Source organism: Paenibacillus sp. V4I7 (assembly GCF_030817275.1).
Classification (GTDB): Bacteria; Bacillota; Bacilli; order Paenibacillales; family NBRC-103111; genus Paenibacillus_E.
The window spans coordinates 3317548-3337192 of record NZ_JAUSZD010000002.1 but is presented as its reverse complement, the minus strand read 5'-3'; the positions used below and the strand labels follow the sequence as shown (position 1 = coordinate 3337192).

At 44.1% G+C, this 19645-nt stretch carries 18 protein-coding genes; 13 read left to right on the top strand and 5 right to left on the bottom strand.

Going from position 1 to position 19645, the window contains the following annotated elements:
- Positions 1–19 precede the first annotated feature (19 nt).
- The 4 genes from QFZ80_RS16465 (at position 20) to QFZ80_RS16450 (ending at position 4263) form a co-directional block, all read left to right on the top strand.
- The gene (locus tag QFZ80_RS16465; protein WP_307555454.1) at positions 20–1732 is read left to right on the top strand and encodes a spore germination protein; all 1713 of its coding nucleotides are present in this window, start codon (positions 20–22) and stop codon (positions 1730–1732) included.
- Complete coding sequence (locus QFZ80_RS16460) at positions 1680–2801, top strand: GerAB/ArcD/ProY family transporter (protein ID WP_307545366.1); 1122 nt, start codon at positions 1680–1682, stop codon at positions 2799–2801. Before QFZ80_RS16465 ends, QFZ80_RS16460 begins: the two co-directional genes overlap by 53 nt.
- Positions 2773–3996, top strand: a complete 1224-nt coding sequence (locus QFZ80_RS16455; protein WP_307560008.1) for a Ger(x)C family spore germination protein — start codon at positions 2773–2775, stop codon at positions 3994–3996. The genes QFZ80_RS16460 and QFZ80_RS16455 overlap by 29 nt, the downstream gene beginning before the upstream one ends.
- A gap of 66 nt (positions 3997–4062) precedes the next feature.
- Positions 4063–4263 (top strand): CLC_0170 family protein, encoded by a 201-nt coding sequence (locus QFZ80_RS16450; protein ID WP_307545370.1) that lies wholly within the window; start codon positions 4063–4065, stop codon positions 4261–4263.
- A gap of 85 nt (positions 4264–4348) precedes the next feature.
- On the opposite strand, the gene fabF is transcribed toward QFZ80_RS16450, so the two are convergent.
- Complete coding sequence (fabF, locus tag QFZ80_RS16445; RefSeq protein ID WP_307545372.1) at positions 4349–5584, bottom strand: beta-ketoacyl-ACP synthase II; 1236 nt, start codon at positions 5582–5584, stop codon at positions 4349–4351.
- Between the two features lie 117 nt (positions 5585–5701).
- Between fabF and QFZ80_RS16440 the strand changes: the two genes are divergently transcribed.
- The 4 genes from QFZ80_RS16440 to QFZ80_RS16425 all read left to right on the top strand — a co-directional run bounded on the left by QFZ80_RS16440 (position 5702) and on the right by QFZ80_RS16425 (position 9728).
- The gene (locus QFZ80_RS16440) at positions 5702–6556 is read left to right on the top strand and encodes a helix-turn-helix transcriptional regulator (RefSeq protein ID WP_307560006.1); all 855 of its coding nucleotides are present in this window, start codon (positions 5702–5704) and stop codon (positions 6554–6556) included.
- A gap of 308 nt (positions 6557–6864) precedes the next feature.
- Positions 6865–7917 carry a Delta(5) desaturase DesA gene (desA, locus tag QFZ80_RS16435; protein ID WP_307560004.1) on the top strand — a complete coding sequence of 351 codons (1053 nt, stop codon included), beginning with the start codon at positions 6865–6867 and terminating at the stop codon, positions 7915–7917.
- A 78-nt stretch (positions 7918–7995) separates the two neighbouring features.
- Positions 7996–9132, top strand: a complete 1137-nt coding sequence (locus QFZ80_RS16430; RefSeq protein WP_307545378.1) for a sensor histidine kinase — start codon at positions 7996–7998, stop codon at positions 9130–9132.
- Positions 9129–9728 (top strand): response regulator transcription factor, encoded by a 600-nt coding sequence (locus tag QFZ80_RS16425; protein WP_029197103.1) that lies wholly within the window; start codon positions 9129–9131, stop codon positions 9726–9728. The genes QFZ80_RS16430 and QFZ80_RS16425 overlap by 4 nt, the downstream gene beginning before the upstream one ends.
- 74 nt (positions 9729–9802) lie before the next feature.
- On the opposite strand, the gene QFZ80_RS16420 is transcribed toward QFZ80_RS16425, so the two are convergent.
- Both QFZ80_RS16420 and QFZ80_RS16415 read right to left on the bottom strand, forming a co-directional pair.
- Positions 9803–10345 (bottom strand): NADPH-dependent FMN reductase, encoded by a 543-nt coding sequence (locus QFZ80_RS16420; RefSeq protein WP_307545380.1) that lies wholly within the window; start codon positions 10343–10345, stop codon positions 9803–9805.
- Positions 10346–10487: 142 nt separating this feature from the next.
- A complete protein-coding gene (locus QFZ80_RS16415; RefSeq protein ID WP_307560002.1) occupies positions 10488–10871 on the bottom strand; it encodes a hypothetical protein in 384 nt (127 codons plus the stop codon).
- A 151-nt stretch (positions 10872–11022) separates the two neighbouring features.
- Here QFZ80_RS16415 and QFZ80_RS16410 point away from each other — a divergent pair, with 151 nt between their 5' ends.
- The 3 genes from QFZ80_RS16410 to QFZ80_RS16400 all read left to right on the top strand — a co-directional run bounded on the left by QFZ80_RS16410 (position 11023) and on the right by QFZ80_RS16400 (position 14220).
- Positions 11023–11364 carry a zinc ribbon domain-containing protein YjdM gene (locus tag QFZ80_RS16410; protein ID WP_307555456.1) on the top strand — a complete coding sequence of 114 codons (342 nt, stop codon included), beginning with the start codon at positions 11023–11025 and terminating at the stop codon, positions 11362–11364.
- Between the two features lie 274 nt (positions 11365–11638).
- Positions 11639–12619, top strand: a complete 981-nt coding sequence (locus QFZ80_RS16405; protein WP_307560001.1) for an aldo/keto reductase — start codon at positions 11639–11641, stop codon at positions 12617–12619.
- Between the two features lie 293 nt (positions 12620–12912).
- Positions 12913–14220, top strand: a complete 1308-nt coding sequence (locus QFZ80_RS16400; protein ID WP_307545387.1) for a hypothetical protein — start codon at positions 12913–12915, stop codon at positions 14218–14220.
- Between the two features lie 45 nt (positions 14221–14265).
- On the opposite strand, the gene QFZ80_RS16395 is transcribed toward QFZ80_RS16400, so the two are convergent.
- Together QFZ80_RS16395 and QFZ80_RS16390 are read right to left on the bottom strand one after the other, a co-directional pair.
- Positions 14266–15786, bottom strand: coding sequence for a response regulator (locus QFZ80_RS16395; RefSeq protein ID WP_307545389.1), 1521 nt, complete (start codon positions 15784–15786; stop codon positions 14266–14268).
- Complete coding sequence (locus QFZ80_RS16390) at positions 15783–17519, bottom strand: sensor histidine kinase (protein ID WP_307564140.1); 1737 nt, start codon at positions 17517–17519, stop codon at positions 15783–15785. The genes QFZ80_RS16395 and QFZ80_RS16390 overlap by 4 nt, the downstream gene beginning before the upstream one ends.
- Positions 17520–17693: 174 nt before the next feature.
- Between QFZ80_RS16390 and QFZ80_RS16385 the strand changes: the two genes are divergently transcribed.
- Positions 17694–18599, top strand: coding sequence for an ABC transporter permease (locus QFZ80_RS16385; RefSeq protein ID WP_307545394.1), 906 nt, complete (start codon positions 17694–17696; stop codon positions 18597–18599).
- A 12-nt stretch (positions 18600–18611) separates the two neighbouring features.
- Positions 18612–19547 (top strand): carbohydrate ABC transporter permease, encoded by a 936-nt coding sequence (locus tag QFZ80_RS16380; protein ID WP_307545396.1) that lies wholly within the window; start codon positions 18612–18614, stop codon positions 19545–19547.
- Positions 19548–19645: the final 98 nt, after the last annotated feature.

Here is a 19645-nt window from a genome sequence, read left to right as displayed (position 1 = left end):
AGGCGGTGTTAGCGTGGCTATGTGGCAATGGTATAAACGAAGGTCTATAAAAGTATCTCAAAGCCAGCAACCTCGTATGATTCCGCCGAAGGAGCCGCCTGTTCATCAGGTTTTGGAGGAAAATGAAGAAGGGAAAATCCCTCTACTTCTCGAAGAGACGATTTCATTCGTTGATAAAATACTTGGTGAAAACGACGATTTTGTTATGCACCGGTTTCGTATATTTGATCAGTACCCGGCTGTGCTTTTGTATTTCTCCGATTTAATTGAGAAGCAGTATTTGAATGAGCACATTTTAAAACCGCTGATGTTATCGTCGACTAACAGGCAGGGGAAAGCGAAGGTAAACCGGCCTTTAAAGGATGTATTATTTGCAGATACGCTGTATGCCTGTGAAGGAAGAGAAGAAAGACATTTATCTGAGGTTATCCAAGCCATTGTACAAGGAGAAACGGTTCTTGTAGTGGACGGGTTGGAGGAAGCGCTGCTTTTCAGTACACGAAATGTGGACAAGCGCTCGATCACACAACCTGAAACGGAGCAGGTCATCCGCGGAGCACGAGAAGGATTCATCGAAATGTTGGGTACGAACCTTTCTCTGCTTCGCTATCGCCTTCCGACACCGGATTTACGAGTAAAAACACTTCGGATAGGGCGTGTAACCAAATCCAAAGTAGCTATCTGTTACTTGGATGGGATTGTCAATCCCCAACTTGTTGAAGAGGTGTTCAGACGATTAGCGTTGATAGACATTGATGGCATTCTTGATGTTGGTTACTTGGAACAGTTTATTGAAGATAATCATCTATCCCCGTTCCCGCAAATTCAAAATACGGAACGCCCGGATAAGGCTGTCGCCAATCTACTGGAAGGCAGGGTTATCCTGCTGGTCGATGGTTCCCCCTTTGCTCTCATATTACCGACTGTGTTCAGCCAGTTTTACCAAACGGTCGAAGATTACTCGGAACGATTTCTACTGGTTAGCTTTATACGGTTAGCGCGACTGGTAGCTCTTATTTTTTCTTTGATTTTCCCTTCGTTATATGTGGCCTTGATTTCTTTTAATCCGGAGCTCATACCCACAGAGTTTGCCGTGGCCGTTGCCGGTGGGAGAGCTGGGGTGCCTTTTCCATCACTAATTGAAGTTCTGGTCATGGAGGTTTCCATGGAGGTGCTGAGGGAGGCGACTCTGCGGCTGCCGCAGCAAGTTGGGGGAGCGCTATCGATTGTCGGTGTGCTAGTCGTTGGACAAGCAGCGGTTGCTGCTGGATTCATCAGTCCTATTACGGTCGTAATCATCGCTTTAACAACGATTGGTTCTTTTGCCACACCGGCATACAACGCGGCATTGGCGTTAAGGATGCTGCGCTTTCCGCTTGTGATTTTGGCCGGTATGTTTGGCTTGTATGGTGTGATGATCGGGCTTATCCTGATCGCCAACCATATGCTCTCATTAAAATCGTTCGGGGTACCTTACTTGAGTCCGATTGTTCCTGGAAATTTCCAAGGGATGAAGGATACATTGGCTCGGCTGCCACTCTGGTCCATGCCAAAGAGACCGGCACTCTTGCATACACCGAATGATAGCCGTCTAGGATTGAAAACGAAGGAATTGAAGCATCCGCCAAGCAATACCTTAGATCCATTGAAAGTAGGGAATACAAGGAGGGACATAGAAGATGGAGTATCCTCGTCAAGTAACGATGATTCAGGCGGCAATCGTTCTGATTAGTACGATTATCGGGGTAGGTGTTTTGGCGCTCTCGCTTTTTGCTGTGAGAGCTGCCGATTCAGGGGCGCCGCTAGTAACCTTTATAGGTATCTTAATCGGCTCTCTGGGGCTTTGGCTCGTTACCGTACTCGGCATGCGCTTTCCAACTCAAACGATTATTCAATATAGTGAAGTTCTGATCGGCAAATGGACGGCTCGGGTATTTAGCGTCTTAATCATCGTTTTCTTTTCCGTACTTACAGCACTGGCATCGCGCGAATTTGGTGAAGTCGTAGTGACTTCCGTTTTAATGAAAACGCCGCTTGAGGTGACTGTTATTGTGATGCTGTTGTTAGCTGCGGTTTCCTCACGTGCTGACATGACGACCTTTACCTATTTCCATCATTTTTATTTCCCGCTTATTGTATTCCCACTTGTATTGATTGTCGTTCTATCGCTAAAAAATGCGCAATTGGTCAATTTATTGCCAATATGGGGGAATGAACCGAGTGGCATGTCCAAAGGAATTCTTACGATGGCTGCCTTATTTCAAGGATCTTTCGTTATGACCATCGTAATTCCTGCTATGCGTAAGCCGGATAGAGCGATGTTGGCAAGCTTAGTCGGCATGCTAATTTCGGGGGGACTCTACATGCTCATAGTAGTTGCTACTGTTGGCGTATTTGGAGCAGAGGAAATCAAAAATTTAGTTTGGCCTACCTTGGAATTAGCCAAAACCACATCACTGCCCGCTAACATCCTGGAGAGGTTGGATGGCGCCTTTCTCGCCGTATGGGTCACAGCGGTATTTACGACATTATTGTCAACCTATTACTTGGCTATTCACTTTTTAAGCCAACTATTTCATTTGCGTGATCACAAGCTGTTTTCATTTTTTCTCATTCCTTTCATCTATGTCATTGCCATGGTTCCCCAAAACCTGCTGCAGATGTATGGCATTATCCAAATTGTTGGTCGTTGGGGACTTGTCATCACGGTTGTCTATCCATTGGTTTTATTGGTCGTAGCCCTCATTCGCAAGAAAAAGAAGGGGAGTCGGGGTGATCAGCGTGTGGCGAAAACGGATTAAATTGATTTTTGTTTTCCTTTTGCTCGTACCTATGCTTACAGGATGCTGGGATCGTTTAGAAATCGAAGATCGAGCCGTTATTTTAGCCATTGCCATTGATGAGGCCAAACCGCAAGATGCGAATGAAAGCAGCAATGCAACGCAAATACTTAAAGATCCGAAGTCGAATAAAGGATTAATACGTATCACCGTACAAATTGCCGTTCCGGGACGTATTCCTTTGGGGACAGGAGGTACAGGAGGTGTTCCGGCCGGGCAAAAACCTGTCTGGGTGCTGAGCAGCGTTGGGAGTACAATCAACGATTCTTTGATGAATCTGCAGCAGCAATTGGCGGATCGCTTGTTTTTCGGTCATTTACGTGTAATCGTGGTGTCAGAAGCGATGGCAAGAAGGGGGATCGAAAATGAGAAAGATTTCTTCCGTCGTCAGCCCCAGGTAAGAAGAACAGTTTGGATGGTTGTGTCCAAAGGGAAAGCTTCTGATATTATGAGTGCGACTCCGCAATTGGAGCGTGTTCCCACTTTATATCTAGTGGCCACTCTAGACCGTGCTAAGGAAATGGGTAAACTGCCAAATAATTTCTTAGGCGTTTTCTATAGTGCTAGTTCGGCTAAAGGACAGGAAGGATCTCTCCCTTATCTGGATTTGAAGAAAGAATCTAACATTGAAATTGCCGGATTGGCTTATTTTAAAGGTGATAAAATGGAGGGAATCACTACGCCTCTACAAATCGGTCACTTTATGGCAATGAAGCAAATCAATCCTGGAGGATACAGCGTCATCTCACAGATACCCGGATCAGAAACCCTTGTCATGTTTCAATCTACTCATCGTAAAGCGAAAATTACTACGGAGATCATAAACGGTAAAATTCATGCCACAGTTGTAAGTCAAATAGAAGGAGATTTACGGGAAAAATCAGATGAAAATTTGACGTTAACGAAGGAAACAATTCGAAAATTAGAGCAAAACATAGAAAAGGAGGGGAAAATAGGGTTCCTAAAATTAATTCACCAGACCCAAAAGGACGGCTGCGACATCTTCGGTTTCGGGGAAGACGTGCGTGCTTTCCATCCTTACTATTGGAATAAGGCAATTAAAAGTAAGCAGAAGTGGCAAGAAATGTATCGTGAAATGTCTGTTGATGTAAAACTAAGTATCAATATTCGACGAATCGGCACGAAAACGAAATAATCCGTTAAAGAATGGTTTCATGCTATCAGTTTTATGACCGCGGCTCGGGTGAGGAGGGGTTAGACAATGATTACCTTTAACTATTACACGGTTTTGTTATTACTAATCTCTGGGATCCTCATTTTATGTTTCGATGTTCGAATCTATGTGAAGGCTAATATGATCAAAGAAAAAAAAGGTGCCCTTATTACAGGGTGGCTCAGTATAGCCCTCGCTTTCATCTCATTTTGCAGCTACTATATTTATGAGAGATGGTTCTGGAATTAGAAATTTAATGGGATAAACCTAATCCATTTAGCATTTGCTGAACGGATTAGGTTTATTTTGTAAGCGAGTAAAAGGAAGAGATTAATTATTCGTGTTTTTTGAAAATGAGGACGGCGTTATGCCCGCCAAATCCGAATGAGCTGGATAAACCGTAACGTAGTTCAGCTCGTCTTGCAACGTGTGGAACATAATCAAGATCGCACCCAGGATCTGGATGATGCAGATTTATCGTAGGCGGGATTAGGCCGTCCTGCAAGGTCTTGATCAGCGCGACGGCTTCTACACCGCCGGCTGCGCCAAGCATATGGCCGAGCATGGACTTGTTTGCGCTGATTGGCACGTTATACGCACCGCGACCAAGCAGCCGCTTGATGGCGAGCGTCTCTGAGAGATCGCCAGCGATCGTGCTCGTCGCGTGTGCGTTGATCGTGTCGATCTCCGCCGCCGCTATTCCGGCGTCGAATATCGCTTCGCGCATGGCTCGGTAAGCCCCCAAGCCTTCAGGATCGGTCGCCACGATGTGGTAGGCGTCCGAGGTTGATCCATAGCCGACGAGCTCGGCATGGATCCGCGCCCCTCGTCGCTCGGCATGCTCGAGCGACTCCAGCACGAGCACGCCGGCGCCTTCGGCGGTGACGAAGCCGTCCCGCTCCGCGTCGAACGGGCGGCTTGCCTGCTCCGGCGCGTCACAGCGCGTCGACAGCGCCGTCGCATTGCCGAAGCCAGCCAGCGCGAGGTCGGTAACCGTCGCTTCGGCGCCACCGGCAATGACGGCGTCTGCGCCTCCGCGCTGGATAAGCTTGAAAGCTTCGCCAATGGCGTTATTTCCCGTGGCGCAAGCGGTCACTGGAGCTAGGGAGGGGCCCTTGGCACCGAACAGGATACTGACCTGTGCCGCCGCCATATTGGCGATCATCATGGGTACAACGGTCGGACTCACGCGGCTTGGTCCGCGGGTTAGTAACGTACGATAATTGTCCAGAATCGTCTGAATGCCGCCAATACCAGAGCCAATATAGACGCCTATACGTTCCTCATTCGTGGAGTCAATAACTAAAGCTGCATCATCAAGAGCCTGCTTGGCCGCGGCAACTGCAAATTGGCAGTATCGGTCCATCCGGCGTACATCTCGCCGACCAACAGCTGCTTCAGCATCGAAATTTCGAACCACTCCAGCAAAGTTGGTTTTATAATCCGTTAGATCCATATGATCTATTTTGGTAATACCTGATTTACCATCCGTAAGATTCCCCCAAAACGTATCCACTTGATTCCCAATGGGTGTAATGACACCCATACCTGTCACAACTACACGTTTCATTTGTTATTCCTCCTAATGGTTTTCTTTCTATTAGATTGTCACATTATTTATCCTATTACAAGTTAGGGTTTATACTGGTATAATAGCTTCTATGATAAATGGTAGGAGGATTAAGGCGTGGATACAAAGGAACGGTTGCAGGCGCTGTCAGAGTTTTTAACTACTCATCGTGCTAGAATCCAACCAAGTGAAGCTGGAGTACTGGGTGGGAGTCGTAGACGAACACCAGGCTTACGCAGAGAAGAAGTGGCGTCAATTGCAGGTGTCAGCACGACCTGGTATACCTGGTTAGAGCAGGGAAGAGATATCAAAATGTCCGTGCAAGTACTGGACCGTATCGCATTAGCTTTGCAGCTTAATGAGGATGAACGCCAGTATCTATTCATGCTGGCTCTGGAGCAGCCGGCACCGACCACATTTGTAGATAAGATACCTACGATCAGCCCAGCGTTAAGCAGAATCCTGACAGAACTTCACGATTGCCCTACGATTATTTCAGATCGCCGATGTAATATTGTTGGATGGAATCAAGCTGCCGCGGCTATATTCCTAGATTTTGCGATTATCCCTGTAGAACAAAGAAATATGATATGGCTGCTTTTTACACGTAAAGAATTGAAAGCACTGGCTGTAAACTGGAATGATTTTGTAAAGGGATTCTTGGCGATGTTTCGATCTTATTATGGGCAATATGTGGGAGATAACTGGTATAGTGAGTTCATCGAGCAGATCAGTGAGCAGAGCCAGGATTTTAGAGCTTTTTGGAACCAAAGTGATGTGAGTTCAGCCCCTGAAGTGTTCATTGAATTCAGGCATGCTAAAGTGGGGAAAATGCTGTTCGATTTGACAACGCTTCAAGTACAAGGGCGTACCGATTTGAGATGCAGTGTGTATACACCTTCTCCTGGTTCGGATACCGATTCGAAAGTGAGACTTTTGATGAGCAAACTAGCGGATCAGGACCATGACTAATGTGTTATAACAATTTGCTAAGTATATCGCGATAACGGTTGTTCAATGAATGGAAGAGGTGTTAAGAAAGCAGTAGAGAAGCTATCCGCGGGACTGCGTCTAAAGTTAGAATGTTGTGATCAGGTGCTGCTATTTCGTTATTTACGAAGTAGCGGCACTTTTTTTATATTGGACATGACATTTGTCATACCCGCTACTTGACGTTTATGACTACAACGAAATGAAAGCGATATCTATAATGAAGATAGGATATTGCGACTTACGTTTACAACATGACTCGCTTACCATACCCGAGGAGGAACTATTCGATGACCCAATCTACGCTATCCAATTTAAAAAAACAGGTTGCCCCTTATGAAAAATCAAGTACGAAGGCGAGTGTTAAGCAGCTAATCAACACCTTAGGACCTTTATTGCTGCTATGGTATGCTGCGTATCTAAGCCTATCTGTCTCTTATTGGATAACATTACCGATTACGTTCATTGCTTCCGGGTTCGTTATACGGACATTTATCATTTTCCATGATTGTTGTCACCAATCATTCTTCAAAAGCCGCCGAGCTAACGAAATCATCGGTACGATAACGGGTATCCTTACGCTCTTTCCGTATCAACAATGGAAGAACAGTCATTCCATTCATCATGCAACAAGCAGTAACCTTGAGAAACGCGGTACAGGTGATATGTGGGTATTTACTGTCGAGGAATATGCGGCTTCTTCATTATGGCGCCGAGTTGCCTATCGATTATATCGGAATCCATTTATTATGTTCGGCCTTGGCCCCATCTTTTTATTCCTATTTACGAACCGTTTTAATACAAAAGGTGCGAAGCGTAAGGAAAGAATCAGTACTTACTTGACTAATGTTTCCATCATTATTCTATATGCATTTATGTGTTGGGCTATTGGATGGCAGTCGTTTGTTATGATCCAAGCTCCGCTCGTTTTCGTAGCCGGCTTGTTGGGGATTTGGTTGTTCTATGTACAGCATCAGTTTGAGGATTCCTACTTTGAGAACGAAGATGAGTGGAGTTATGTGAAAGCCGCGGTAGATGGAAGCTCTTATTACAAGCTGCCCAAGCTTTTACAATGGATAACCGGAAATATTGGGTTTCATCATGTGCATCATTTGAGTCCGAAAGTGCCAAATTATAACTTGGAGAAGGCGCATAATGCAACACCTCCGCTGCAAAAAGCAACGACGATTACAATCAGCACGAGTCTACAATCATTACGTTTCCGTCTTTGGGACGAGCAAAACAAAACGTTTGTCGGTTATAATAAAAAACAGGTGCTCCCTAATCAAGATAAGCAAACTTCTTTGGGGAACAACATAAAAGTCCGTAAATCGGTCATTTAAGGATAATAATCCTGACTATTCATGTTTATGTTAAAATAGAATGAAATCAATGGTGAAGAAAAAGAGGGTTAAGAGACCATGCAAAAGTGGCATCAAATTTTTCACAAAAAAACAGGTCTTAGTCCGTATGTATGGGTTGTCTTTTACATCCTCCCTTTTTACTTCATATTTCGTTCTTCTGCCACTTACCAAATTGTCTTAGGCATCATTATGATTGTTGTATTCTTTATTTGCTACGTTCTTTCATTTATTTCAAAAGGTTGGCTCGTGTACTTTTGGTCGAGTGTACAAATTCTGATTTCAATCACTATGACTTTACTGTTTAGCTATGTATATTTCTCACTGTTTTTAGCCTTTTTTATTGGCAATATTCAAAATCGAGCCGGGTTTATTACGTTATACAGCATTCATCTAATAAGCACCATTGTAACGATCAACTATGGACTCGTATCCCAAAACCCGGTATATATTACGCAGCTGCCGTTCGTCATTATTAGTGTGATTGGTGTTGTTCTCCTTCCGGTTACTACTTACAACCGAAACAAGAGTGATAAACTGCAGGGACAGCTAGAGGACGCAAATAAACGAATTTCCGAGCTGGTAAAGCTGGAAGAACGCCAAAGAATCGCTCGCGACTTACACGATACACTAGGTCAGAAGCTCTCATTAATTGGCTTAAAGAGTGATTTGGCGGGGAAATTAATTAGCAAAAACCCGACTCAAGCACAAATTGAAATCAATGATGTTCGGCAGACGGCTAGAAGTGCATTAAAAGAAGTTCGAGAAATGGTTACTTCGATGCGGGGGACTAGACTCGAGGATGAGATGTTTCGCGTTAAGCAGATTTTAAAGGCAGCTGAAATCGACCTCATTTTGGAAGGGGACCCTCAGTTGACGAACACCTCCCTGATGAATGAGAATGTGGTAAGTATGTGCTTAAAAGAAGCCATTACTAATATTATTAAACATAGCAGCGCTTCTACCTGTTCGATCGCCATTGAGCCATCACAGACCGATTTGGTTATCAAGGTGGGGGACAATGGAGTCGGCATGGCCAGAGAATCTGTTGTTTTACTTGGAAATGGACTGCGCGGCATGAAAGAGCGGCTTGAGTTTGTGAACGGATGCATGGAAATTGTTTCGAACAATGGAACGACGATCGTTATCAAAGTGCCGAATGTCTTCAAACCACCGGAAAGGGAGGCGGGGATATGATTCGAATTGTAATTGCCGAGGACCAACGAATGCTGCTTGGCGCACTTGCTTCCTTGCTGGATTTGGAAGAAGATATGCAGGTCGTTGGTACAGCAAGCAATGGCGAGGATGCTGTGAGACTGGTTCATCTTCATAAGCCAGATATATGTATCATGGATATTGAGATGCCAGTAAAAAGCGGATTAGACGCGGCTGAGGAACTAAAGGGGTTTGGCTGCAAGGTTATGATCCTGACTACGTTTGCCCGTTCCGGATATTTTGAAAGGGCTGTGAAGGCTGGTGCCAACGGTTATTTGTTGAAAGATAGCCCCAGTGAGGAGCTCGCTACTTCAATTCGCAGTATCATGGCCGGCCGCCGCATCTATGCCTCAGAATTAGTAGATGACGCATATGGTGAAGAGAATCCATTGACCGAGCGGGAGAAGGAAGTACTGATCCTTATCGCCGACGGTAAAAATACGAAGGAAATCGCCGATCAAATGTATATAACAACGGGAACCGTCCGTAACTACATTTCTGTAATCCTTGATAAACTCAATGTAAGCAATCGTATTGAGGCTATCATGCGTTTTAAAGAAAAGGGATGGTTCAAGTGACCACAGGGAGCTTCGAGAAATCGGAGCTCTTTTGATTTTTCATGAGAACAATCTTGATGGAGGGCAAATCTTAATTATGAACAAGCCTCTACAAGATTTTCAAGCAGGGATCTTAAACCATTCTCGGTTTTAGCATCAGTAATGACGCCTTCTTTATTAAGTTTTAAATTAATGTGGGGGATCATCATGGTTCCTCCCTCAACAATTTTGGCATTGATCATGTTCAGCGTTAGCAGAATGGAATCATGCGCCTTGTCGCCGCCCATTGGAGTGGGAGACGCTGTGACTACTGCTGTTGGTTTATTCATAAACTGACCTGAAGATACTAACCAGTCCAGTGCATTTTTCAAAACCCCTGGTACTCCATTCCCATACTCTGGTGTGCATATAAGAACGGCATCCGCTTCGTTAAGTCGTATGCGCAGATCTAGAACTGATTCAGGCCCGTCATCGACGTCAAGATCGGGGTTAAAATGTGGTAGATCACCTAAACCGTTATAGAAAGTAAAGATCAAATTTTCACGGGCTAGTCCTATAATAGCGTGCATAAGGGCTGTATTAGAAGACTTTTGGCGAAGACTTCCCGAAATAGCTAATACTTTTAATTTTTTTTCCATGCGAAATCAACTCATTTCCTTAGTAGTTTCCTTTATCTTACATTGTACAATAATCAAAAGTAAAACAACTCAAAACATAAAAAGAGCAGATGCTGCGGCAGCCTGCTCGTTGAAGAATTAATTTCAGTTAAAATAGGTTAAACTATTTTATTCTTATTAAGCTGCTTTGAAGTACTGTATCTCCTTCTTGAGGTGTAAAGGGCGCATTCGTAACACCAGTTACATTCGTTACTAACTTACGATCATGATGCTGTGTAATGCGAACCTCATATTTAAACCTTACCTTTGACACGTCGGCAAACAAGAAAACCGATTTCCCCCCTGCAACCGTTACCGTACATTGTTTTGTGTTGTTGCAAGGACTTACCTTCAAGGGAATCGGCGAACCAGTAGACCAATCAAATACTTGTACCGTTACCCTGCGGGAGCGCTCTCTATTAAAGTTAACGACATCGACAAGGGCAAACTTCGTTTTATTTGGCCTCCGCAAAATACCAGTTGATAATGTAACTCGCTTGGCAATCATCCTATCACTTCTCCTTCCTTTATTAATATAGTAAATGCAAAAGCTACAAGTGTGCTTGTACATTTGTACGTCCCGATGGGGGGAAAGGGTTGTTAATATGAGAAGACTATGGCAGTATATAAACATATAACGGATGGGGGAAATGAGATTAATGCTAGAATTGCCAAATTGCCCAAAATGTCATTCAGCATACACGTATGAAGATGGGAATCTATTGATTTGCCCAGAATGCGCGCATGAGTGGACTTTAGAATTGGAAACGGAAGATCGTGCCGATAACAAAATTGTTAAAGATGCCAATGGAAATGTCTTAAATGACGGTGATTCGGTTACAGTAATCAAGGATCTTAAAGTAAAAGGAAGTTCATCCGTCATAAAAATAGGTACAAAAGTTAAAAATATACGTTTGGTTGATGGAGATCATGATATTGATTGCAAAATTGATGATTTCGGTGCTATGAAATTAAAATCCGAATTTGTTAAAAAGGTATAAGCTTGAAAGTCGCGCTAGTCGCGGCTTTTTTTTATTTTTTCACCGCCTCGCGAGCGTGATGTATCTTGAAATTTCACAAAAATGTATGCTTATCAAAATAGTACTAACTTCTAGGTAAGTAGATCACCCGAAGCCAACTATGTTAAGGAAAAGTGCGTACTTCTGAAGCCACCCAGATTCAGGTATGATAATGAATGATGATGAGATGAACAAGTGAATGTCACTTCAAGATGGATACGAGCGTTGCTCTATAAAACTACTGGAGGAGATAATAATGAAATATACGTACTTAGGACGTTCGGGCTTAAAAGTCAGTAAATTGTGCCTGGGAACTATGAACTTTGGTGTCGATACAGAGGAAAAAGAAGCTTTTCGAATCATGGATGCGGCAATGGATGCTGGAATCAATTTTTTTGATACGGCAAATATTTATGGTTGGGGAGAGAACGCTGGGCGTACCGAGGAAATTATAGGTCGCTGGTTTGCACAAGGCGGCGGACGTAGAGAAAAAACGATCCTAGCTACGAAGTTCTATGGAGACATGCATGATGTGAACGACGGACCTAACCGCGAAGGCGGACTATCCGCTTACAAGCTTCGTCGTCACTTGGACGCGTCATTACGCCGCCTACAAACGGATCATATTGAGCTTTATCAAATGCACCATGTGGATCGAAACGTTTCTTGGGATGAGCTGTGGGAAGCTTTTCAAGTTCCCGTGTACCAAGGAAAGATCGGCTATGTAGGCTCTAGTAACTTTGCAGGTCGTGATTTGGTGAAAGCGCAGTATGAAGCCAAAGCTCGTCATCTTATTGGTCTTGTGTCCGAGCAGCACAAATACAGCCTGCTCTGCAGGCTGCCTGAACTTGAAGTACTGCCAGCGGCTCAGGAACTTGGAATTGGTGTAATAGCATGGAGTCCGCTAGATGGCGGTCTGTTAGGCGGCAACGCCCTGAAGCCAATTGAAGGCTCTAAACGAGCGAGTAACCCTGAAAGGGTAGAGAAGTTTCGTTCACAGCTGGATGCTTTCTCAGCATTAAGTAAGGAACTTGGTGAGAGTGAAGCGAATGTAGCATTGGCTTGGACGTTAGCTCACCCCGCTATGACTGCACCGATTATAGGTCCGCGTACACTTGAACAATTTCAAAATACACTGCGTGTTGTTGATATTGTACTGGATGAATCTACGCTGCAAAAACTAGATGAAATCTTCCCTGGTCCAGGAGGAGCAGCTCCGCAGGCATATGCTTGGTAAAAAGGTAAGAAAAAAACCGTTTCACTCCTAATTTGAAATGCACCCCTTAGGATAGACATTGGAAAATCGATTCCGATGAATTCTAAGGGGTGTATTTTTTATGCAAACATAAACCAGCTAAACGAGAAACGATCCGTTAAAAACCTTGACGCATGTTGGTTTGTGGGGGACAATGTGTTTGATTCCACAAAACAATAAAAATAAAAGTCTATAAACGTCATAATACCACATTATGTAGTACCGAATGAACATCTCTTAAGGAATCATTAACCCGACTATCAGGAGGAACTCTTTTGCTTCGATTGATTTTATTTTACCTGCCCATGGGAGCCTCTGCTTTGCTTGCCTCACTTACTCACGTCATCATCAGCGGGGTACTTGCCCGCTCGCCGCACCCTGATCTCACTATAAGCGGTTATGCGATTGCGCTTAGTTTGTCATTTATCCTAGAACAGGCTATCGCGCCACTCCGGCAAACCAGTGCCAAATACGTGAAGGATCAACACTCGTTTCGAGAGATGGTGCGTATGATCGTTACGATTGTTGGCATCATTGCCTTATTTAACGCTCTGATTGCATGGACGCCGCTTGGTCGGCTCTTGTTCCACTATGTTTTCGGGGCACAAGACGGCTTGTTGGATGCCACAGTCCATGCTTATCAAATCTTGATGTTCGTGAACGTGTTTTCCGCTGCCCGCAGCTTGTACCAAGGCATTATTATCCAGCATCTGTTGACCAAATGGATGACTATCGGCATTCTGATACGCTTATTCGTCATGGGCCTCATGTCTTGGGCAATGGTCTCCTGGAATCTAACTAACGACAGCAGGTACGGAGCGGTGTTGTTCTTGGCAGGGATGGCCATCGAGAGCGCGGTTGCTTGTTTCGAAGGTCATTCCCTTGCCAGACGGTTGCCTGACAAGCTGCCTTCCCATCCGATCAAGCGCTGGAAGCCGGATATATTCCCGTTTTACATGCCACTGCTGTATGGATCGATCGTTTCTATCGTCATCGGTCCAGCAACTAACGCGGCTATGAACCAAAGTCTTGATCCGATTCAGGCGATCGCCGCTTTTGCGGTTGCATCCAATCTAGCGGGACTGATCGCCGGATTCGCCAGCTTTTTACATCAAGCTGTGCTTAATTTCCATGAACAGCAGCCACGTCATGTACTCGTGTTGACAACAGCGCTCTCGATAATTTCTACGGCCCTTGTCGCTTCTCTAGCCTGGACGCCACTGGGTCACATGGTACTCGAGAAAGGGCTCGGCATTCACGGCGAACTGCTTCGCAACTGTACACTCATCTTGGGTGTGCTCATCATTAGATCGGCGGTCTATCCTTGGATCGACTATTTGAACGGACTTGCTATGTATCATGGCGTAAATAAGACGATCGCTTACAGCAAATTCGGCAATGTGATTTTATCAGTGACGTTACTTTTCCTACTGGTGGACTACAGTCCTGGGCTTAATGGGCTGATCGCTGGGATCACTAGTTCCGTCGTCGTCGTGTTCGAGCTCAGTTTATCCGTTTATTTGTTCCGTAAAGCTGTACAGCGGAAAACGATACTTACTTTCGATGCGGCGTCATTAAGCTGAAGGTCTCCAAATTCGGATATCGAAATGGAAGAGGCCTTAGGAAATTCATGTGGAAGAATGTCCAAGCCGGTATTGTCCGGGAGTGATGTTTTCGAATTTTTTAAACACTTTGAAAAAATGCCGCGGATTTTCATAACCTACAAGCTCGGCAATGGTATTGATCGGCCATTCCGGATTCTCGTGCATGATTTGCTTGGCTTTGGTAAGTCGAAACGTATGCAAGTAGTGAAGAAAGGTTAGTCCCATCTCTTTTCGAAACAACATGCTGATGTAATTGGGATGCATTTGCACATGATCTGCAACGGCATCTAGTGATAAATCCCGCTTGTAATTTTGTTCCACGAAAGCGATGATTTTATCGATTGCCTGTGTGTGCGGCTGTTGGCGATCGGTGCTGCGTGCATATCGAATTAGCTGTGCGATAATCTCCGATACACTGGCATTCTCATGCGGGGTGCTGCTGGGTGAAAATAGTTTGGTTGCCGCATGTTCACCCCAAATGGTCTCAGGCGTTAAGCCAACACTTTGCAAGTAGACACCAACACAAACAAGAAACTGCTCACGCAGCTTGTTATTGCAATCCGCATGGCCTGAGAAATGAGGGAGTATGGATTGGATATCCTTCTCGATCTGCTCGATAGTAATCTGTTGGGCTAGCGAATGTTCAATATATTGAACAAGATTATCATAGTCACTATGTATGTTCTCTGACTCTGGTCTATATATCGTCAAACTGCAATTTGAAAAGTACCGATTGAATAACATCGCAGCCATCGCTTCAATATACAGATCACGCAAGTTATCGTTATCGTTCTTCCTCATACTGACCCCTATGCAATATCCGCTGCCCTGTATCCTCTTCGTATCGAACAACTCGCCACATGCACGCTTAAACTCTTCGTGTGTCGGTTCATGCACACCGTTCACAATGAGGACAGTTTGCCTTAAGAAACGGGACTGGACGGTGTAAGTTTTCTTGCAAATGTGCGACAGAAGGGCACAAATAACTTCCAGACGATCGCCAGTCAAAAGGGGAACACTCTCGTATGCCTGAAATACAATGATCGACGTATATGGATCGGGTAGTAGGGTGTGCAGCTGCTCAGGCTTGAGCGGCATTTCCTCAATTGGCGTATTATAAAGGATATGTTCTTTGAGAAGCAGTAGGTCATGCTCGATGGTTTGCTGCTGTTCCTCCCGAATCGATTGCTCAACTTTCGTGAGTACAGTGAGTAGTTCTTCCTTATTAATGGGCTTCAACAAATAATCGATGACTTTATAGCGCAGAGCTTGTCTTGCATAGGAGAAATCGCCATAACCAGTTAAAATAACGAAACGATTGCAAACGTTCAGATTTTGAATTTCTTTAATAAGAGCGAGTCCGTCCATTTCCGGCATATGAATATCCGTAAGGATCAAGTCGGGCTGAAAATAGGTTAGCTTTTGGAGCGCATCAACGCCGTCGGCAGCGCCGACGATCTCGATAAACGATGTATTCGCTTTCTGGATCATGCGGATAATCCCGTTTAAAATGATAGGCTCATCATCGACAACCATCAGCTTCATTGTTTTGCCCCCTTAGCTAACTTGAGTATACATGTCGTCCCCTCGTAAAGCTTACTCTCCATTTGAATGCCAGAGCGTTCGCCAAAAAACATTTTTACGCGTTCGTTTACATTGAAAATACCAAGACCCCCGCCGCCCGTCTGCAAAAGATGGACATCCATTTTACCGTTTAAGACGGCTTGAATGAGACCTAGTCTTTCTTCGTCAATGCCTGCACCAGAATCCTCAACGGCAATGAACATAAACGCGGAATCTTCCCAAATGCGGATCGAAAGTGAGCCATGTTTTCTTACATTCGCAATCCCGTGAACGATGCTGTTTTCAATAATTGGCTGCAGCATATAGTGAGGACAAATAAAGTTATCGATAACTGCGTTTATATCGAAAGATACTTGCAGCCGGTCACCCAGTCGAATTTGTTGGATTTTGATATAGTCTTTTACATTTTCTACTTCTTCCCTCAGGGAAGTCTCGCTTTTCGTTCCCGACAGGCTGTAGCGAAAAAGTTTGCCAAGCGTATAAGACATTTCAGCTGCTTCCGGGTCATCGTTCGCTTCCGCGATCATGCGAATCGATTCGAGGGTATTGTACAGGAAATGAGGTTTGATTTGCGCCTGCATCATGAGATAGGCTGATTCCTTTCGCAGCATTTCCGAGCGGTGTACGGTATTTACCAACTCATCCATGCGCCTAATCATCGCATTATAGGCGGAGGTCAGATGTCCGACCTCATCCTTATTAATTTCCCCGTGATAGAGTGGAAAATGATTTTCGTCAACTTGACGCATATGTTTGGAAAGCTTCAAAATTCGCTTCGTAATTGAACTGGCGATCAGGTAGTAGATGCCGGAGAGTAGTAATAAAAGGATGGACACCGTTAATACGAGTACGTATTTGTTTTTTTTGATGCCAATAAAGACGTCATCGACTTGCTCAATCATGACAAACTGCAGCTTAAGGCTTTCGGCATAAAACGATTCAATAAGCATTTTATTTCCGTTTACCTGTTGATACGAGTATTTTGCGTTCGATTGGAAGACATCGGCAAATAAGGCTTGTTCTGATTCCTGAGATAAGGGGATTTTTTCTACAAGTGAGATGACTTGATGATCCTGATCGAGCACATATAAATTGCTTCTGTTGTTCAAATTTAGCGATTCTAACAAAGGTTTAATTAATTTCGAAGTGACTTTGATATCGAGGAGACCGATATCCTGTTCAAAATTCCGGTTTCCAATTTTATGGACAAAATGTAGGTTAATGTCTGTACTCGACCCGTTGTTTATCGTAATCCATTTCCCAACACCAAGCGGGAGTTTTTTGATGCTCTCGTCCAGCTTGGACTCGTCCATCTTGGCCATTTCGGGCCGAAAAACCATGCCGTTCTGCTGCTCCATGTAAATAGTCATACTGTCGATTAGTCGATTGGATGACAAAATATAAGAGAATAGGGGTCTGATATAGGTTAAAAAATTAGAGACCTGATCGAAATCGGTCCGGTAGTTCCCACTTAAATAAGCAATGGTATTCGAGTTATTTTGAAACAATTGATAAGCGGATTCGATTTGCACCGTGCTAACATTTAAGTTGTTAAGCACCTGATTAACTATTTTCTGCCTGCCTTGCGCATATTCTTCGAGAAAACTGTTGTAATTCTGATTATACAGAAATAGGCCGAACGAAATAATCGGAATGAAGATGATGACGATATAGCCTATCGCCATTTTTTTCACAATCGACAAGTTTTGAAAGGTAATCGTTGGCTTCGTTATGACTCATCACACCACCTTATAAACGGACACTACTGCTTAAGAATGATCCCTATAAATTTAATTCTAGCTCCTTTATCATAGATCCTGTAAGCGCTTAATAATAACTTTAACGTAAATGCAGTGAGGGGGAGTATCATGAGTATAGCACTTAGAATGGTAAAGAAAAACTGGCAACTCTATCTGATTATCTTGCCGTCACTCGTATATTTGATTATTTTTAAATACGTACCTATGGCAGGCGTGCAGATCGCTTTTAAAAATTATATGGTTACCAGAGGGATATGGGGAAGTGATTGGATTGGTTTTAAGCATTTTGTAGACTTTTTCCATCTGCCCATTTTTTGGAGGGTTATCAAAAACACGTCGCTGCTTAGCCTTTACTCGCTTCTTATCGGGTTTCCAGCACCGATTATTCTTGCCCTAGCCTTGAACGAATTGAAAAACGGGATTTTTAAGCGGACCGTACAACTGGTCACGTTCGCGCCGTACTTCATTTCAACAGTTATCATGGTTTCGATTATTATGCTGTTCCTTTCCCCGCAGCTTGGCTTTGTCCATCTCTTGGCTGATAAGTTCGGATTTCCAGCGGAAAATATCATGTCTAAGCCGGAATATTTCAAAACCGTGTATGTACTTTCCGACGTTTGGCAGTTTACGGGATATGCCTCGGTCATTTACATTGCCGCTCTGGCAGGGGTTGATCCGCATTTGTATGAGGCAGCCAAGGTGGATGGTGCGTCAAGGTTTCAACGGATGATTCATATCGATTTGCCAAGCCTTATGCCGACAGCCGTTATCTTGCTTATTCTAAATGCAGGGCAAATCATGAATGTTGGATTCGAGAAGGTGTACCTGATGCAAAATGCGATTAATGTTGGGGCGTCTGAGGTTATTTCCACCTATGTTTACAAAATGGGCTTGGTAGGAGCGAATTTCAGCTTCTCCGCAGCAGTCGGACTGTTTAATTCCATCGTTAATTTGCTGCTGCTCATTGTGGTCAACTATGTGGCCAGAAAAAATTCTGAGACGAGTTTGTGGTAGGAGGTAGAAATTATGGCTAATCCCGAACAGACATTGACGTTAAAAGTGCGAAAGTCACCTACCCGCATACTTGAAAACAGTGTGGACAGATTGTATTTGTTCTTTGTCTATTTGTTTTTGATCATATGCTTGATTATTGTAGCCTATCCGCTCATCTACATTATTAGTTCATCATTCAGCTCGTCATCAGCTGTTATTTCAGGCAAGGTTTGGCTGTTCCCTGTTGAGCCTACCCTTCGTGGCTACCAAGCCGTGTTTCAAAATCCGCAAATCTTGACGGGATACGGAAACTCTTTGTTCTATCTTTTCTTCGGGACATTGCTAAGCGTTTCGTTGACGATAACAGCTGCATATCCGCTTTCTCGAAAAAACTTTTATGGACGTAACGTCATTACTGCACTATTCGTTTTTACAATGCTGTTCAGCGGGGGATTAATTCCCTATTATTTGACCGTGAAAGGGATGGGCTTGCTCGATACGAGATGGGCGATGATTATTCCAGGCGCGATTTCGGTATGGCAAGTCATTCTGGCGAGAACGTTTTTCCAGACATCGATTCCTTCGGAATTAACGGAGGCCGCACATTTGGATGGCTGCAGCGACTTCAAGTTTTTATTCCAGATCGTTATCCCGCTTTCCAAGCCCATCATTGCCGTTCTGGTCCTCATGTACGCGATCGGCTATTGGAATTCCTATTTTGAAGCCTTAATATTCTTGAAATCGGCTAATTTGTATCCGCTCCAGCTTATTTTAAGGAACATTCTGATTCTCAATTCGATCGATCCTACGATGATTAAAGATGTCAGAGAACTTGCGGAAAGACAAGGCTTGAAGGAGCTGCTTAAATATTCGCTGATCGTCGTCGCAAGCGCACCCGTTCTTATTCTGTATCCATTTGTGCAAAGACATTTTGTGAAGGGGTTATTGATTGGTTCTCTGAAAGGTTGAATCTAGTAACATACGGAGAGGAGGGATGCGAGGCACGAACAGATCGGGTTTGCCCCCATGGGAATAATTGGCTATAAAAAACAAGGAGGGTTTTGAAT

Excerpts from the sequence above, each read along its gene's own strand:
- desA (WP_307560004.1), top strand. The coding sequence starts at position 6,865 with ATGACCCAATCTACGCTATCCAATTTAAAAAAACAGGTTGCCCCTTAT.
- QFZ80_RS16465 (WP_307555454.1), top strand. The coding sequence starts at position 20 with ATGTGGCAATGGTATAAACGAAGGTCTATAAAAGTATCTCAAAGCCAG.
- QFZ80_RS16430 (WP_307545378.1), top strand. The coding sequence starts at position 7,996 with ATGCAAAAGTGGCATCAAATTTTTCACAAAAAAACAGGTCTTAGTCCG.
- QFZ80_RS16410 (WP_307555456.1), top strand. The coding sequence starts at position 11,023 with ATGCTAGAATTGCCAAATTGCCCAAAATGTCATTCAGCATACACGTAT.
- QFZ80_RS16460 (WP_307545366.1), top strand. The coding sequence starts at position 1,680 with ATGGAGTATCCTCGTCAAGTAACGATGATTCAGGCGGCAATCGTTCTG.
- QFZ80_RS16450 (WP_307545370.1), top strand. The coding sequence starts at position 4,063 with ATGATTACCTTTAACTATTACACGGTTTTGTTATTACTAATCTCTGGG.
- QFZ80_RS16395 (WP_307545389.1), bottom strand. The coding sequence starts at position 15,786 with ATGAAGCTGATGGTTGTCGATGATGAGCCTATCATTTTAAACGGGATT.
- QFZ80_RS16425 (WP_029197103.1), top strand. The coding sequence starts at position 9,129 with ATGATTCGAATTGTAATTGCCGAGGACCAACGAATGCTGCTTGGCGCA.
- QFZ80_RS16420 (WP_307545380.1), bottom strand. The coding sequence starts at position 10,345 with ATGGAAAAAAAATTAAAAGTATTAGCTATTTCGGGAAGTCTTCGCCAA.
- QFZ80_RS16385 (WP_307545394.1), top strand. The coding sequence starts at position 17,694 with ATGAGTATAGCACTTAGAATGGTAAAGAAAAACTGGCAACTCTATCTG.
- fabF (WP_307545372.1), bottom strand. The coding sequence starts at position 5,584 with ATGAAACGTGTAGTTGTGACAGGTATGGGTGTCATTACACCCATTGGG.
- QFZ80_RS16405 (WP_307560001.1), top strand. The coding sequence starts at position 11,639 with ATGAAATATACGTACTTAGGACGTTCGGGCTTAAAAGTCAGTAAATTG.
- QFZ80_RS16380 (WP_307545396.1), top strand. The coding sequence starts at position 18,612 with ATGGCTAATCCCGAACAGACATTGACGTTAAAAGTGCGAAAGTCACCT.
- QFZ80_RS16415 (WP_307560002.1), bottom strand. The coding sequence starts at position 10,871 with ATGATTGCCAAGCGAGTTACATTATCAACTGGTATTTTGCGGAGGCCA.